The sequence below is a fragment of the Clostridium sp. YIM B02555 genome (assembly GCF_022320955.1).
GTDB classification, from domain to species: Bacteria; Bacillota; Clostridia; order Clostridiales; family Clostridiaceae; genus Clostridium; species Clostridium saccharoperbutylacetonicum.
Map to the genome: position 1 here is coordinate 1 of NZ_JAKJJY010000025.1, position 16874 is coordinate 16874.

Annotated in this window: 13 protein-coding genes; all 13 read left to right on the plus strand. The window is 31.0% G+C overall.

From position 1 onward, the window contains the following. The first annotated feature begins 534 nt into the window (after positions 1-534). On the plus strand, positions 535-2205 hold the full coding sequence (locus L3B98_RS24255) for an acetolactate synthase large subunit (protein WP_238918553.1): 1671 nt from the start codon (positions 535-537) through the stop codon (positions 2203-2205). A gap of 72 nt (positions 2206-2277) precedes the next feature. Next, a complete protein-coding gene (locus tag L3B98_RS24260; RefSeq protein ID WP_077364320.1) occupies positions 2278-3225 on the plus strand; it encodes a LysR family transcriptional regulator in 948 nt (315 codons plus the stop codon). A gap of 196 nt (positions 3226-3421) precedes the next feature. Then, positions 3422-5143, plus strand: a complete 1722-nt coding sequence (locus L3B98_RS24265; protein WP_238918554.1) for a methyl-accepting chemotaxis protein — start codon at positions 3422-3424, stop codon at positions 5141-5143. Between the two features lie 309 nt (positions 5144-5452). After that, entirely contained in the window at positions 5453-6331 is an 879-nt protein-coding gene (citG, locus tag L3B98_RS24270; RefSeq protein WP_015393819.1) for a triphosphoribosyl-dephospho-CoA synthase CitG, read from the plus strand. 121 nt (positions 6332-6452) lie between these two features. Then, entirely contained in the window at positions 6453-7127 is a 675-nt protein-coding gene (locus tag L3B98_RS24275; protein WP_015393818.1) for a GntR family transcriptional regulator, read from the plus strand. 463 nt (positions 7128-7590) lie between these two features. Then, positions 7591-8616, plus strand: coding sequence for a [citrate (pro-3S)-lyase] ligase (citC, locus tag L3B98_RS24280; RefSeq protein ID WP_238918555.1), 1026 nt, complete (start codon positions 7591-7593; stop codon positions 8614-8616). A 48-nt stretch (positions 8617-8664) separates the two neighbouring features. Then, the gene (gene citD / locus L3B98_RS24285) at positions 8665-8961 is read left to right on the plus strand and encodes a citrate lyase acyl carrier protein (RefSeq protein ID WP_238918556.1); all 297 of its coding nucleotides are present in this window, start codon (positions 8665-8667) and stop codon (positions 8959-8961) included. Continuing rightward, positions 8961-9860 (plus strand): citrate (pro-3S)-lyase subunit beta, encoded by a 900-nt coding sequence (gene citE / locus L3B98_RS24290; protein WP_238918557.1) that lies wholly within the window; start codon positions 8961-8963, stop codon positions 9858-9860. The genes citD and citE overlap by 1 nt, the downstream gene beginning before the upstream one ends. Then, on the plus strand, positions 9853-11394 hold the full coding sequence (gene citF / locus L3B98_RS24295) for a citrate lyase subunit alpha (protein WP_238918558.1): 1542 nt from the start codon (positions 9853-9855) through the stop codon (positions 11392-11394). The genes citE and citF overlap by 8 nt, the downstream gene beginning before the upstream one ends. An 18-nt stretch (positions 11395-11412) precedes the next feature. Continuing rightward, entirely contained in the window at positions 11413-11928 is a 516-nt protein-coding gene (citX, locus tag L3B98_RS24300) for a citrate lyase holo-[acyl-carrier protein] synthase (RefSeq protein ID WP_238918559.1), read from the plus strand. A 109-nt stretch (positions 11929-12037) separates the two neighbouring features. Then, positions 12038-13972 (plus strand): aconitate hydratase, encoded by a 1935-nt coding sequence (locus L3B98_RS24305; protein WP_238918560.1) that lies wholly within the window; start codon positions 12038-12040, stop codon positions 13970-13972. A 207-nt stretch (positions 13973-14179) separates the two neighbouring features. Further along, the gene (locus L3B98_RS24310; RefSeq protein ID WP_238918561.1) at positions 14180-15289 is read left to right on the plus strand and encodes a PrpF domain-containing protein; all 1110 of its coding nucleotides are present in this window, start codon (positions 14180-14182) and stop codon (positions 15287-15289) included. A gap of 59 nt (positions 15290-15348) precedes the next feature. After that, positions 15349-16743, plus strand: coding sequence for a hypothetical protein (locus L3B98_RS24315; RefSeq protein WP_238918562.1), 1395 nt, complete (start codon positions 15349-15351; stop codon positions 16741-16743). The last annotated feature ends 131 nt before the right edge of the window (positions 16744-16874 follow it).

The following is a 16874-nucleotide window of genomic DNA, read 5'->3' on the forward strand; positions in this document are numbered from 1 at the left end:
CACAGCTTAATTTCATATGCCGCTTGCACAAATATGTATCTAATTTCTAGTGTAGTGTTATGATTATAATTTCATAAGGATGCATGTATATTCCATTTATAAGTTTGATTATTCACTTGGATATCATATGTATTGTAATAATTTGAATGAAAAAGTTAAGAAGTTATTTTGAGTTTTAATTTAAGCATTTAGTAATAAGAAGAGTAGTTAAATATTAACGAAACTTCGTTGAAGGTTATAGCCTTTTACTGAATTAACTGGAGAAATATAGGGTGTTTCTTATATTTCATAAAATTCATATTGCGTTCTTATGTAGTATATTTTGGTTTTATTACAACCATTTGGTTGTAATAAGTCGAGGTAAAAGGTGTTGGAAAAACATTATTTATTATAGTATGATATTTTAGAAAAAGTTATAAATTAAGAAATTATTTGTTAAAAAGGGATCTAAAGATATAGGTTATAAATACTAGCTCTTGAATGATACAATAATATATATAAATTATTAAATATAATGAGATGGGAGATTTCAAGATGAATACTGAAGAAAAGAAAGTAAATCAATTGAATACTGCGCAACTGTTGGTGAAGTGCCTTGAAGCCGAAGGAGTAGAATACATTTTTGGTATTCCAGGTGAAGAAAATCTAGAAGTAATGAATGCAATTTTGAACTCAAATATTAAATTTATTACAACTCGCCATGAACAAGGCGCAGCTTTCATGGCAGATGTTTATGGCCGCTTAACAGGAAAAGCAGGTGTTTGTTTATCAACATTGGGACCTGGAGCAACTAACTTAGTAACTGGTGTTGCTGATGCTGATAGTGATGGTGCTCCACTCGTTGCAATTACAGGACAAGTTGGTACTGAGAGAATGCATATTACATCGCATCAGTTTTTAGATCTCTGCAAGATGTTTGAACCAATAACAAGGAAAACCAAGCAAATTGTGCGCCCTGATACTGTAAACGAAATTGTAAGACTTGCGTTTAAATATGCTGAAAGCGAGAAGCCAGGAGCATGTCACATTGATTTACCAGTAAATATTGCAAAAATGCCTGTAAGCATTGGTGAAAAGCCTTTACAAAGAAAGGTTCAACCCAAAGAACATGCAGATTTAACAACTATCGAAGAAGCAGCAGGCGAAATATTTAAAGCTAAGAATCCTATTATTTTAGCAGGAAGTAGTGCTATTAGAAATAATTCTGGAAAAGCAGTTACAGAATTTGCATCAAAATTAAAGATTCCTGTAATTAATACAATGATGGCAAAGGGAATCATTCCTTTTGATAATAAATATTCAATGTGGACAATAGGTATTCCGCAAAAGGATTATGTTAACAAAATTATTGAAGAGGCTGATTTAGTGATTGCAATAGGATATGATATTGTAGAATATGCTCCGGCAAAGTGGAATATAAATGGAAATATTCAAATTGTACATATAGATACAAGTCAAGCTCATATTAACAAGCTTTATCAACCGGTTGTAGAAGTCGTTGGAGATATTTCAGATTCGCTTTATAATATAATGAGAAGAACCTCAAGAAAAGTAGAACCGATAAAAGCATTAGAGATAAAAGAAAAAATGGTAGCTGAGCATGAGAGCTATGCAGATGATAGTGCTTTTCCAATGAAACCACAAAGAATTTTAAATGATGTCAGAAAGGTTATGGGGCCAAGTGATATTGTTATTTCGGATGTTGGTGCTCATAAAATGTGGATAGCAAGGCACTATAATTGTTATGAACCAAATACATGTATTATTTCAAATGGTTTTGCCACTATGGGAATTGGTCTTCCAGGTGCAGTTGCAGCAAAATTAATAAATCCAGATAAGAAAGTACTAGCTATAGTTGGTGATGGCGGATTCATGATGAATAATCAGGAATTAGAAACAGCATTACGTATTGGAACACCAATTGTGGTTTTAATATTCAATGATAGTAATTATGGTTTAATAAAATGGAAACAAGAAGATCAATATGGCAAGAGCTGCTATGTAGATTTTACAAATCCTGATTTTGTAAAATTTGCTGAAAGTATGTATGCAAAAGGTTATCGTGTAGAAAAGGCAGAAGATTTAATTCCAACCTTGGAAGAGGCATTTAAACAAGTGGTGCCAGTAGTTATTGATTGTCAAGTTGATTATAATGAGAACGTAAAATTAACAAATCATTTAAGTGAAGTTTATAAAAATATTTAATATAGGCAAGTGAAATTGTTTTATATTAATTTAATACTTCAAATTTAAATAAGGTAGAAGTAGGGTTAGAATATGGTGAATTTTCTTAATTTAGAGTACTTTTTAGTGGTAGCAGAAGAACTGAATTTTACTAAAGCAGCAAAAAAATTATTTATTTCCCAGCAATCGTTGAGTTGTCATATTTCAAAGCTTGAAAGTGATTTAGAAGTAGAACTATTTAATCGAACAGTTCCATTAACCTTAACGCCGGCAGGAAAGAGTTTGGTGAAAAATGCTACAAAAATGTTAGATTTAAAGAAACAATCTGTAAAAGAACTGGTAGACATTAAAGACTTCAAGCGAGGAGATTTATATATAGGTATATCTCATACAAGAGGAAGAGCTTTTTTACCTGAGATATTACCGTTATATAATGAAAAATTTCCGAGCATTAGTCTGCATTTGTTTGAAGGAAATTCAAAGGAATTAGATGCAGCATTATTTCGCGGCAATGTAGATTTAATTATTGGAATGTTACCATTTAATGTTGAGAATGTTGAATGTGTACCGCTTTGTAATGAAGAAATTCTAATGATTGTTCCAGATAATATATTAGCTAAGTACTTTCCGGATAGTTATGGTATAGTAAAAAGAAAACTTGAAAAAGAGGTTGATATTTCATTACTAAAAAATTGTCCATTCTTAATGGTTAATGCAAAAAATAGCGTTAGAATTGTTGCGGATGAAATGTTTAAGGAAAAGCAGATAAAACCTAATATTATTTTAGAGACAGAAAGTATTGAAACAGTGTTAGCACTTTCAGTAAAGGGAATGGGGATTACCTTCTATCCTAAAACATTAATGAATAATAAAAAGTTGGTATTCGATGAGAATACCTTGCTTGGTGTTAATATTTATCAGTTACAATACAATAAGACACACGGCACACTTGCTATAGGTTATCAAAAAAATCGATATATATCACAAGCAGCAAAGGAATTTATTAATATAGCTAAAAAGAAATATAATGCTATTACTTAATTTCACATACATAAGAAATACCAACCATTAAAAGTATTGCATGCCATTAAATTAAAGAAGTTATATTATTTGGATATATATTGAATATTAATTTTAATTAGAATTTTATTAATATAAAAAATAAATAATAACTAAAGCATCTTCGATAATATACGACAAATAGAGTGAATAATTTATCGGATTGGAGGAAATACATATGATGCGAAGGTTTAATAACCTTAAAATGATGACTAAATTGATTTCTATATTTATATTTTTATCCATGTTTATAGGAATTGTAGGGGGAATAGGAATATATAATATGGATAAGATAAAGTCAAATTCAATGTTAATGCACGATGTCAATCTCAAATCAGTAGAACAACTAAATAACATAGAACAAAATTATCTTAATATTAGAGCTACATTATTAAAAATGACTTACAAGGAAAAAATAGAGAAAAGTGAATTAGACGGACTAGTAAATGATTTTAAGGATTCAACCAAGAAAGCTAACGACCTTTTAGTAAATTATAAGGATAATTTTTCTACAGATAAGGAAAATGCATCTTTAAATAAAATAGAAAATCTATCAAAAGAATATTTAGGCATAGGAGAGAAGGTATCTAATGCAGTTCTGGATGGAGATTATCCAACTGCTCAAAAACAGCTTTCTGGAATGACTGCTACTAGAACGGGTCTTTTTAAAGCACTTGATGAAATAATAAATACTAATATGAGTGAGGCAGACACCGCAGCTGAGAATAACTTAATAGCATATAATGGTTCTAAAATTATGGTTCTAGGAATTACAGCATTAGGATTAATTATAGCTATAATGCTTGGCGTTTTAATATCATTAGTTACTTCAAAGTCATTAAAGAAAATTGTTAAATTTTCTATTGCATTGGGTGAAGGGGATTTGACTAAAAATGTAGATATTAATTCTAAAGATGAGTTTGGTGAAGTTGCTAATTCTTTAAATAAAGCGAAAGACAACATGAAGGCGCTTATAACGGAGATAGTTAACAATGCAAGTGATATTAGTGCTGCTAGTGAACAATTATCAGCTACATCAGAAGAAGTATCTTCGAAGATGGTATTGGTTAATGAATCTACTGAGAGAATAGCTAGGGGAATTCAAGATTTAAGCGCTACAACTCAAGAAGTTAGTGCTTCAGCAGAAGAAATAGGAAATACAACAAATGAATTAACAAAGAAATCAAATATTAGTTTTAAGTCTGCAATTGAAATTAAAGAAAGAGCTATTAAGATAAAAGAAAAGGCAAATGATAATATAGAACAAGGAAATATAATATATGAAGAAAATAGGAAAAATATTTTGAAAGCGATAGAAGATGGAAAAGTCGTGCAAAGTGTTAAACTTATGGCAGATTCAATTGGTGAGATAGCTGAGCAAACAAATCTGCTTGCACTAAATGCGGCAATTGAAGCAGCAAGAGCAGGAGAAATGGGTAAAGGTTTTGCTGTAGTAGCGGAAGAAGTAAGAACCCTTGCAGAACAATCTTCAAATGCTGTTGTAAGTATTCAAGGAATGGTTTATAAAGTACAAGAAGCATTTGATAATATTTCACAAAGTGGACAAGAAGTATTAGAATATCTTGAAAATAACGTTAGACCAAGTTATGAATTACTTAAAGAAACAGGAGTTCAATATGAAAAGGATGCTGAATTTGTTAATGACGTAGCACGTGATATAGCAAATTCGTCTGAGCAGATGAATGAAGTCATAAATCAAATAAATCATGCATTAGAGGAATTAGCATCTACATCTGTAGAATCAGCTAATAATTCTGAGGATATATTAGTCAGTATAAATGAAACGACCCATGCAGTTTCAGAAGTTGCAAAATCAGCACAAAGTCAAGCTGAAACTGCTCAAGTATTAATTGGTTTAGCAGAAAAATTTAGTATATAATACTATTATAGAAGCAATTAAACAGCAGATCGTATTGGAGAAAAAACAATATAATCTGCATTTTTTATTGTGCAAATAAAGAAAATTATTGGATTTTAATTAAATGAAAGTTGAATTTTGTTAGCTTTAGAAATAACGTGATATATAGACTCAAGTGCTTAAATCTATAATAGTAAAGACCAAGAAATATTACTATGGTTGGAATTAAGATAGTATTTCGATATTAATTGTGATAAAATATCACGTGAATTAGCTAAATAATTTTGCATATAATGCAAAAAATATAAAAAAGATGCGTGGAGAAAATAAATGGATAGAAATAAGATGTTTGAAATAAACGAAGTGGCAATGAGGATTAGTGGCTTAGCAATTCAAGCTATGATATATGAAGTCTCTTGCTATCCATCGCCAGGATTAGTATCACCAGTATCTTGTGGTGCTCATAAAGATATGAACTTTTTCACATTTATTGATAGTGCATCAGCATTAAATCAATATTTTACACTATTTGTTCAAGAAGGATTTTCAGATAAGTCCTGTAAGGAAATATTTAATTCTATAAGGAAGATAGGTATAAAAGCTGAAAAAGATATGTTTCTAAAAACTAAAGGCATAAATACTCATAAAGGAATGTTGTTTCAAATGGGAATTACATGTGCTGCGATAGGAAAAGTTATTTATGAGAAAAAGAGTTTTGAACACATACAAGGTATCATAAAAGAGATGACAGCAGGAATAGTAAAGAAAGAACTTGAAACCTTAAAAAAATCTGATGCAAATAGCCATGGTGAAAAATTATTTTTAAAATATAAAACAGATGGAGTAAGAGGAGAAGTAGAAAGGGGTATTCCAACAGTTTTTGAATTTTCTTTAAATTTTTATAAAGAGAATTTTGAATTAAGTATTAATGATAGGTTAGTTCACACTCTTATTGGAATAATGCAAATTTGCAATGATTCTACTATTATCTATAGACATTCAGTAGAAGTGTTAGAAGAAGTTAAAGAATCAGCACGAGAAATAATAGCAATAGGAGGGATGAAAACGGCAAAAGGAAGAGAGAAAATAAATAATTTATGTACAGAGTTTATAAAAAGAAACATTAGTCCTGGGGGAAGTGCAGATCTATTAGGAATAACAGTGTTTTTGAGTCTTGTAGAAGAATATATAAAAGATATTAGAATATAAGTATAATATTATATAGAAAACAACATTTTTTTGTAAATATTGTAGCAATAACAATATAATAGTTGTAATATTTATATAAGATAAATAAAAGAATATAGACATGATGTAAGGAAGTGAATGAATGGACCAAATATTTGAAAAGATTGAGAGCACTGATTTAAGACCTATTAGGGAAATAGTACTTGAGAGGCTTAGGAAGGCAATCATGGATGGAAGTTTTGAGCCTGGAGATAGATTAGTAGAAACGTCTATTGCTGAGGGGATGGGAGTAAGTAGAACACCTGTTAGAGAAGCGTTTAGACAATTAGAAATTGAAGGTTTAGCAGAGAATGTTCCTAGAAAAGGTACTATCGTTAAAGGCATATCAAAGAGAGATATCTTAGAAATATATGAAATTAGAGAAGTTCTTGAAGGATTAGCATTTAGATTAGCGTGTGCTAATATTTCTGAAGCACGAATATTAGGGTTAAAAGAAATGCTTTTAAAAATGGAACAAAGTATTGATAATAATGATATTAAGGAATACTGGAGACTACATGGTGAATTTCATAATACTATAATGGATTTTAGTAATAATCAAAGACTTATAGATCAAATGAAACAGATTTATGAATATTTATCAAAGCTAAGAAATTTCACATTGGTTATGAATAAAAGAAGAATTATTGCCATGGAAGAACATAAAGCATTAATTAAAGCTTTTGAGAATAAAGATGAAATATTAGCTGAACAGATAGGTAGAGAGCATACATTAAATGCTAAGAGGTTTTTATCAAAAGAAATTCACTTGTTTTAATTTTAGTTGTATACAGGTATACTTTACATAGTATGAAAATGAATATCTGTATACAATGTGACATAAAGCGTAAATATTCCTGATTTTTTTTGTAAAAACGATTGCAATGTATTAAAATATATATTATAATATCAATTGTAGAAAGCAAAGTTTTTTATTTTAGTGAATTGTATACAGGTATACAATAGCTATTGCGATATATACAAAAAGTATTTTGATATATATTTTTACAAAACAGATTGTATACAGGTATACAAAAACATTCTATCTCTATTTCAAATTGTATACAGGTATACAAAAGTATAACCTTTATTAATCACAACTCCGAATATGATTTTAATCAGGTATATGTCATAAAAATCTTTGCTTTGTATTATTGAGAAGTGATGCTCAAAGCAGGTATGAAGCTATAAATAATGTAATGTGTATAAAATATTACTATAAATATGAAGGAAGTGATGGTATGGAATACCTTAATTTGGAAGTGGTAATTATTGAAGGTAATGATTATAAAAAATTGAATGAGGTAAAAGAGTTTCTTACCAGACAAGGCTTGAGATTTGATAACAATATAGAATACACAGTTGCATTGTATGATAATGGTAAGTTAATTGCTACTGGTTCATTCGAAAGTAAAGTTTTAAAATGTATAGCTGTAGATGAAGATTATAAAGGGATGGGGATATCAAATAAAATAGTATCTGATTTAATTAGTGAACAATATAGAAGAGGTAATAATCATTTATTTGTATATACAAAGCCAGATAATTATAAAATGTTTAAAGATTTTGGCTTTTATAAAATTGAAGAAGTGCCAAAAAAAGTTCTATTATTAGAAAACGATCCAAATGGAATAAGCAATTTTCTTGAAAGAATTCATAGTAAAAAGGTTGAAGGGAAAATAATTTCATCTGTAGTTGTAAATTGTAATCCTTTCACATTAGGACATAAATATTTGATTGAAAAAGCAGCTAAGGAAAGTGATGTAGTTCATGTTTTTGTGGTTTCAGAAGACAGATCAGTTTTCTCAGCTAACGTTAGATATAAATTAGTTGAAGAAGGATTAAGGCATCTAAAAAATGTAGTGCTGCATAAGGGTGAAGAGTATATAATTTCAAGTGCAACTTTTCCATCTTACTTTATAAAAAAATTAGATGAAGTTGTTAAAATTCATACTTTATTAGATATTAAAATTTTTGCAGAATATATAGTGCCAACTCTAGGAATTAACAGAAGATATATAGGTGAAGAACCGACATGTGAAGTTACTAAAACATATAATGAAACAATGAAAGAAATATTACCAAGTTATGAAGTTGAGGTTATTGAAGTTCCAAGAATAGGCTTTGGAAATAATATAACAAGTGCATCAAGAGTAAGGAAATTAATTAAGGAAAATAATTTCTTGGAATTGAAAAATTTAATTCCTGAGTCAACTTATAATTATTTAATATCAGCAGAAGCTAAGGCAATAATTAATAAGATTTAAAATTTAATAATTTTAAAATAACTAGAATTCAAGGTAGGAGGAAGAGTTATGGAAATAAAAAATACTGCTATGGCAGGAACTCTGGAATCAAGTGATATTACAATAGTAATTGAACCAAATTCAGATAAAGTGATATCAATAAATCTAAAAAGCTCAGTAGAAAAGCAATTTGGTGAACAAATTAAAAAAGTAATAGAGGGTACACTAAAAGAGCTAAATATAGAGAGTGCAATTGTAACTGCTAATGATAAGGGCGCATTGGACTGCGTTATAAAAGCAAGAGTACAGACAGCAGCCTTAAGAGCAGCAGAAGAAACTAACTTTAAATGGGGAGGCGAAAATTAATGTATAAACTAAGAAGAACCATGATGTATATACCAGGAAATAACCCTGGCATGATTAAAGATGGACACATTTATGGAGCAGACTCAATAATGTTTGACTTAGAAGATTCTGTGTCATTAAACGAAAAAGATGCTGCTAGATTTTTAGTATATAATGCATTAAAATCTATAGATTACGAAGGTATTGAAACAGTAGTAAGAATAAATGGATTAGATACATGTGGAATGGAAGATTTAGAAGCTATAGTTAGAGCACAGCCTGATGTTATAAGACTTCCAAAGACAGAAAGTGCACAGGATATTATAGATGTAGAAAATGAAATAGCAAGAATAGAAAAAGAAGCAGGAATACCAGTTGGAAAGACAAAGATGATGGCAGCAGTTGAAGGTGCATTAGGAGTAATGAATGCAAGAGAAATAGCAACAGCTAGCAAAAGACTTATGGGTATAGCAATTGGTGCTGAAGATTATGTAACTGATTTAAAGACAACACGTTCACCAGAAGGAATAGAATTATTATTTGGAAGAAGTCAAATAATATTAGCAGCAAGAGCAGCAGGAATATATGCTTTTGATACAGTATACTCAGATGTAAATAATGAAGAAGGCTTTGCTAATGAAGTTAAATTAATAAAGCAATTAGGCTTCGATGGTAAATCAGTAATTAATCCTAGACAAATAGGACCTGTTCATGAAATATATACACCATCGCAAAAAGAAATAGATAAATCTATTAGAGTAATAAAAGCAGCTGAAGACGCTAAAAAGAGGGGCTCAGGAGTAGTATCTTTAGATGGGAAAATGGTAGATAAGCCAATAATAGAAAGAGCTCAAAGAGCACTTATGTTAGCAGAAGCAGCAGGTGTATATGTTAATGAAGGAGGAGACGAAATTGCTTAAGAATAAAATTGGTAGAGAAGTACCAGAACATATAGAAGGACTTGGAGAACTAAAGGCTTACAATGGACCATTTGATTTCCAACCTGAAAAACGTAAATTTGGACGTAAAATATCTCAAGTGTTGCCTGGAGAAAGTAAATTATTGAATAGCATTGAAGATGCGGTTGTAAAATCTGGGCTTAAGGATGGTATGACAATATCTTTCCACCATCACTTTAGAGAAGGTGACTTTATTTTAAATATGGTTCTAGATGTTATTGCTAAACTAGGAATTAAAAACTTAACATTAGCTCCAAGTTCATTAAATGGAGTACATGAACCAGTAATTGAACACATCAAAAATGGAGTGGTTACTAAAATAATCACTAGTGGTGTTAGAGGACCTTTAGCTGAAGCTATCTCAAATGGAATTTTAGATACGCCAATTATAATTCGTTCTCATGGTGGTAGAGCTAGAGCTATAGAAGCAGGGGATTCACAAATTGATGTTGCATTTTTAGGTGTACCTTGCTGTGATGAATATGGTAATGCAAATGGATATAGTGGAGAATCATTCTGCGGATCATTAGGATATGCTAAGGTAGATGCAGAATTAGCAGATAAAGTAGTACTTATTACAGATAATATAGTTGGATATCCTAATGTGCCTGCAAGTATTGTTCAAACTGATGTAGATTATGTAATAAAAGTTGAGGCTATTGGTGATCCTAAAGGTATAGTATCAGGTGCTACAAGATATACTAAGAATCCAAGAGAATTATTGATTGCTAAATATGCAGCAGCAGCAATTGAAGCTTCTGGTTATTTTGTTCCAGGATTCTCTATGCAATGTGGTACAGGTGGTGCATCACTAGCAGTTGCAAGATTTATAAGAGAAAAAATGATTGAAAAAGATATCAAAGCTAGTTTTGCCTTAGGTGGAATTACAGGGCAATTTGTAGAAATGTTAGAAGAAGGGTTAATTTCAAAACTATTTGATACTCAAAGTTTTGACTTAACAGCAGCAAAATCAATAGGAGAAAACCCAAATCATTATGAAATAAGTGCATCCTTCTATGCTAATCCTCATAACAAAGGGTGTGCAGTTAATAAGCTGGATATAGTTATGTTAAGCGCATTAGAAGTAGATACTGATTTTAATGTTAATGTTATTACAGGTTCAGATGGAGTAATAAGAGGTGCTTCAGGTGGACATTGTGATACTGCAGCAGGTGCAAAACTTGCAATGATTGTTTGTCCATTGATTAGAGGAAGAATACCTACAATTGTAGATAAGGTTAACACAGTAATAACTCCAGGAGAAACAATTGATGTTGTAGTTACTGATAGAGGAATAGCAGTAAATCCATTAAGACAGGATTTAATTGAAAGATTTAAAAAAGCAAAACTTCCTGTATTTACTATAGAAGAATTAAAAGAGAAAGCAGAAAGTGTTACAGGAAAAGCAAAACCAATTGAATATGGAGACAAAATTGTTGGTATAGTAGAATACAGAGATGGAACAATTATTGATGTTATCAGACAAGTAAAATAAATTAAATGGGGAATTGATATGATTAAAGAAAAACAAGTACTTGAACAAATACTTGATGCAAGAGAGAAAAGAGCTGAAAAGCAGAGAGAATTAATTAATATTTATCAAAATACTTTGATTTCTTTTACATTAAATATTCCAGGAGTAGAAAAGCAAAATCCAACATTTACAAATATTCATAAAAAAGGGATTGAATTATTAGAAGAAGAATTGAGTAAACAAAATATAAAATTACTTTGTAAAATAGTTCAAACTACTGCTGATGGTGACGAAGCATTCTTAGTAGTTGATGCAGGTCAATGGGTCATAAAAAGAATTACTACAGCTATTGAAGAAAGTCATAAATTAGGAAGATTATTTGACTTTGATGTAATTAATAAAAATGCAGAACAAGTTAGCAGAAGTGAAATTGGCTTACATTTGAGAAAGTGTTTGTTGTGTAATAATAGTGCAAAAGCATGTGGAAGAAGCAGAAACCATTCGGTTAGTGAATTATTAGATAAGATATATGAATTAATTGATTATGAAAAATAATATACACAGCAACTACTAATACTTGAAAATCATGCAATCCAATTAATTGTATACAAGTATACAATTTAAAAATAAATATTTTACTTAATGGAAGGGTAGGTATAAAAAAGTGAAACAAAATATAACAAGAAAAATTCTACAATCACATTTAGTTGAAGGACAAATGATTGCAGGCGAAGAGATATCAATTAAAATTGACCAAACATTAACTCAAGATGCTACAGGTACAATGTCATACTTAGCTTTTGAAGCATTAGGGATACCAAAAGTTAGAACTGAAGTTTCAGTAAGCTATATTGACCATAATACATTACAAGCAGGTTTTGAAAATGCAGATGATCACTTATTTTTACAATCGATAGCTAAAAAACATGGTATATATTGTTCAAGACCAGGTAATGGAATATGTCATCAACTTCATACAGAAAGATTTGCAGCACCAGGAAAAACATTATTAGGCTCAGATAGTCATACTCCTACTTCAGGTGCTTTAGGTATGATAGCTATAGGTGCAGGAGGAATGAGCGTAGCAATGGCTATGGCAGGACAACCATTCCCATTAGTAATGCCACAAGTAATTAATGTTAAGTTAGCAGGAAAATTAAACCCAGGAGTTGCTGCTAAAGATGTTATTTTAGAAATTTTAAGAATTATGACAGTTAAAGGCGGAGTTGGAAAAGTATTAGAATATACTGGACCAGGAGTAGAAACATTAAGCGTAACTGAAAGACAAACAATAACTAATATGGGAGCAGAACTTGGTGTAACAACTTCTCTTTTCCCAAGTGATAAAGTAGCTTATGAATTCATGAAAGCGCAAGGAAGAGAAAAAGACTGGGTAGAATTATTACCAGATGAAGATGCTGAATATGATGGAGTAATGGAAATAAACCTTAATGAAATTGAACCAATGGTAGCTCAGCCTAGTATGCCAGACAAAGTAGTTAAGATAAAAGACCTTGAAAAAACTAAATTACATCAAGTATTTATAGGAAGCTGTACTAATGCATCTTACAGCGATTTAGCTAAAGCAGCAGCTATTTTAGATGGAAAATGTGTTCATCCAGATGTAAGTCTTTCTGTAGCGGCAGGATCAAAGCAAGTTTTTGAAATGATAGCAAGAGATGGAATACTTCAAAAATTAATTGCTTCTGGAGCTAGAGTACTTGAAAGTGCATGTGGACCATGTGTTGGTATAGGTCAAGCACCTCCATCAGCTGGAGTTTCTCTAAGAACTTCTAATAGAAACTTTAGAGGTAGAAGTGGAACAAAAGACGCACAAGTTTATTTATCAAGTCCAGAAGTTGCAGCAGCTAGTGCTATAGCAGGAGTAATAATAGATCCTAAGGATGTAGTAGATGTAAGTATTCTAGAAACAATAAAAGAATCAATGGATCGTATTGTAGATGACAGAATGTTAGAAGCACCTGTTGAAAATACAGATGATGTTGTTGTAAGAAGAGGACCAAATATTCAACCATTACCATTAAGGGGAGAATTAGATTCAGAAATAAATGCACCATGTCTTATTAAAGCAGAAGATAATATTACAACTGATGATATTATGCCTGCTGGTGCTAAAATTCTTCCACTTAGATCAAATGTTCCAGCTATCTCTCAATATGTATTTAATGGAATAGATCCTACATTTGCTAAGAGAGCTAAAGAAAGTGAAAATGGTGGATTCATAGTAGCTGGAGAAAACTATGGACAAGGATCAAGTAGAGAACATGCTGCTCTTGCACCTATGTATTTAGGAGTTCAAGTAGTACTCGCGAAATCTTTTGCAAGAATTCATCATGATAACTTAATTAATTATGGAATTCTACCATTGAGATTTACTGATGCAGCTGATTACGACAGAATAAATCAAGATGATAAATTAGTCATTAAGAATGTTAAAGAATTAGTAAATAAGAGTGAATTTGTTATATCAAATGAAACACAAGGATTTGAAATTAAGGCGTATGCAACACTTTCAGACAGACAAAAAGAAGTGTTGTTAGCAGGTGGACAATTAAACTTTATTAAGAAATTATTGTAATAATCAATACAATAAATTTTAAAAAGTACTATTATAAAAAACTCAATAATTATAAAAATTCTTTGGGATGCCATTAAAATTATGTGGTGTGATTCAATGACATCTCAAAGAATAAGTGATAAAAAATTATCTAAATATGATTTTACTATTTATTGAAAATTTACGCAAGATATTAACAGGAAGCGATATTTTAAGGGAGAGTTGAAAATGAATAAAGTAAAATGTGCTATAATGCGCGGAGGTACAAGTAAAGCGGCAGTATTTCATTATGATGATATGCCAAAGGATAAGACTAAATGGTCAGATTTCCTTTTAGATGTAATGGGAAGTCCTGATGCAAGACAAATCGATGGTCTAGGTGGAGCTAACTCATTAACAAGTAAAGTTGCTATAATAAAAAAAGCAGAAAGCAAAGAGTATGATGTGGAATATACTTTTGCTCAAGTTAGTTTAACTGATAGAGTAGTTGATTTTAAAGGAAATTGTGGGAATATTTCGTCAGTAGTAGGTCCATTTGCAATAGATGAAGGATTAGTGGAAGTTACAGGCGAAAAGGTAGCGGTAAGAATATTAAATACAAACACAAATAAATTAATAGTTGCAGAAGTAGAAGTAGAAAACGGGCGTGCAAAAACTGAAGGTGAAGCCTATATTCCAGGGGTACCTAATCCAGGTTCACCAATATATCTAGGATTTTGCAATCCTGAGGGATCTGTTACGGGGAAGCTTTTACCTACAGGCAATGTAATTGATTTCATTGAAACTTCAATAGGTAAAATAAGCATTTCAATTGTTGATGCAGCTAATCCTCTAGTTTTTATTAATGCTGGAGATATTGGATTAAAAGGTACTGAATTACCAGAAGACTTTACAGATGAAAAGTTAAAGCTAATAGAAGAAATACGCTCTATAGCAGCTGAAATGTGTGGATTTGCCAGTAAAGAAGAAGCAACAAAAAAATCGCCAGCTGTACCAAAGTCAACAATTGTATCAGCATCAGCTGATTATGTAGACTTAAGTGGAAATGAAAGAAAAGAAGAAGATATGGATTTAGTTGTTAGAATGATGTCAATGCAAAAGCCACATAAGGCGCTTGCAATAACAGGTGCGGTATGTATAACAGCAGCTGCTAGTATTAAAGGAACTCTAGTTAATAAGTTAGTGCAAAACAGTAGTGATAAAATTACAATTGGTCATCCAGGCGGTGTCACAGATACAATTGCTCAATCTAATGGGGAAAAAATTGAATCTGTAAAAATTCTTAGAACTGCACGTAGAATAATGGATGGTCATGTCTATACAAGAGGAAATTATTAAAAGTTTATTACAAAAGAAAAAATATGATAAATTTCTAAATTTGAAAGGGGAACATTATTATGCATTTTAATATTGGAGCTTTTACGTTAAATCAATTTGTATTATTATTTGCAGCAGCATTTTTAGGATTAGCGTTTGGAAAAATAAAAATTGGAAAATTCTCGTTTGGACTTTCAGGAACTTTATTTTCAGGACTTTTACTAGGTTGGGCAGCAGTTGCTTTTGCAAGAGGTATAGGAGAAGGAGATGCGTTATATAAGACAGCACAGAAAGTTGTGACTGGTGGAATTATTTCTAAAGATTTCTTTGATTTCTTCTTAATTCTATTTATCACAGCAGTTGGGCTTTTAACGGGAAAAGACATAGCAAGAGCCTTAAAAAAATATGGATTAAAATTCCTTATAATAGGTTTTGTTATTACATTTACTGGAGTAGCGGCAACATATGGATTCATTGTATCAAGTGATAAATATAGTGCATACCAAGTATCAGGTATATATACAGGTGCACTTACAAGTTCACCAGGATTAGCTGCTTCTCTTGAAACAGTAAAAAATCAAGCTGATAGTGTAGAAACAAGATACCAACAATTATCTAATGAAGATAAGACTAAAGTATTAAAAATGGTTGATAAATCAGGTGCATTAACACCAGAAAATACACCTGAATTAAGTAAGGAACAAATAGATAAGTTTATTAAGACAGCACAAAGTGATGTAAGTTTAGGACACACATTAGCGTTTCCATTTGGATTATTAACAATTATTCTTTCAGTAGTTTTCTTACCTAAACTTTTCAGAATTGATGTGGATAAGGAAAGAGAAGAATTTGCTGCAGGAATGCAAAAAGAAGCAGAAGGAATGAAAGAAGCAGCTGTAACTAGTGAAAAATCAGAAAATATTAAAGAAGGCAAATTTAATCTTATAGCTTTTGCTTTTGTATGTTTCCTTGGATATTTCTTAGGAAGTTTCAAGTTTAGCTTAGGTGCAGGTGAATTTAGCTTAGGAACATCTGGTGGTGTATTAGTAGCAGCACTTACTTGCAGCCACTTTGGAAAAATTGGACCACTTAACTTTAGAATGGATAGCAAAGTATTAGGTGTAGTAAGACAAATCGGATTAGGATTCTTCTTATCTACAGTTGGTTTAATGTATGGTTACGATGCAGTTAGTGTATTTGGAGGTTCAGGTGCAACTGTAGCCATGATGGGATTAGTAGTTGTTGTAGTATCAATATTAATGGGATTCATTGTGGGAAGATATGTATTCAAACTAAACTGGATGGTGTTAGCAGGAGCAATTTGTGGTGGTATGACATCAACACCAGGACTTGGAGCCGCTACTGATGCAGTAGGAAGTGATTACCCGGCAATAGGTTATGGAGCAACGTATCCTTTCGCATTAATATACAAAGTAGTGTTATTAATGATATTACACAAACTGTTTATAATTTAACATAAGAATAAAATCGATGCATTTTACCAAGGATGATTAACGTAATAGTGATTAATTAGTAGAATAAACAAGTAAAAATAAGAGAGATTTATTACTATAAAATAATTTTATAATGTAAATCCAATATAAAA

Excerpts from the sequence above, each read along its gene's own strand:
- L3B98_RS24255 (WP_238918553.1), top strand. The coding sequence starts at position 535 with ATGAATACTGAAGAAAAGAAAGTAAATCAATTGAATACTGCGCAACTG.
- L3B98_RS24260 (WP_077364320.1), top strand. The coding sequence starts at position 2,278 with ATGGTGAATTTTCTTAATTTAGAGTACTTTTTAGTGGTAGCAGAAGAA.
- L3B98_RS24265 (WP_238918554.1), top strand. The coding sequence starts at position 3,422 with ATGATGCGAAGGTTTAATAACCTTAAAATGATGACTAAATTGATTTCT.
- citG (WP_015393819.1), top strand. The coding sequence starts at position 5,453 with ATGGATAGAAATAAGATGTTTGAAATAAACGAAGTGGCAATGAGGATT.
- L3B98_RS24275 (WP_015393818.1), top strand. The coding sequence starts at position 6,453 with ATGGACCAAATATTTGAAAAGATTGAGAGCACTGATTTAAGACCTATT.
- citC (WP_238918555.1), top strand. The coding sequence starts at position 7,591 with ATGGAATACCTTAATTTGGAAGTGGTAATTATTGAAGGTAATGATTAT.
- citD (WP_238918556.1), top strand. The coding sequence starts at position 8,665 with ATGGAAATAAAAAATACTGCTATGGCAGGAACTCTGGAATCAAGTGAT.
- citE (WP_238918557.1), top strand. The coding sequence starts at position 8,961 with ATGTATAAACTAAGAAGAACCATGATGTATATACCAGGAAATAACCCT.
- citX (WP_238918559.1), top strand. The coding sequence starts at position 11,413 with ATGATTAAAGAAAAACAAGTACTTGAACAAATACTTGATGCAAGAGAG.
- L3B98_RS24310 (WP_238918561.1), top strand. The coding sequence starts at position 14,180 with ATGAATAAAGTAAAATGTGCTATAATGCGCGGAGGTACAAGTAAAGCG.
- L3B98_RS24315 (WP_238918562.1), top strand. The coding sequence starts at position 15,349 with ATGCATTTTAATATTGGAGCTTTTACGTTAAATCAATTTGTATTATTA.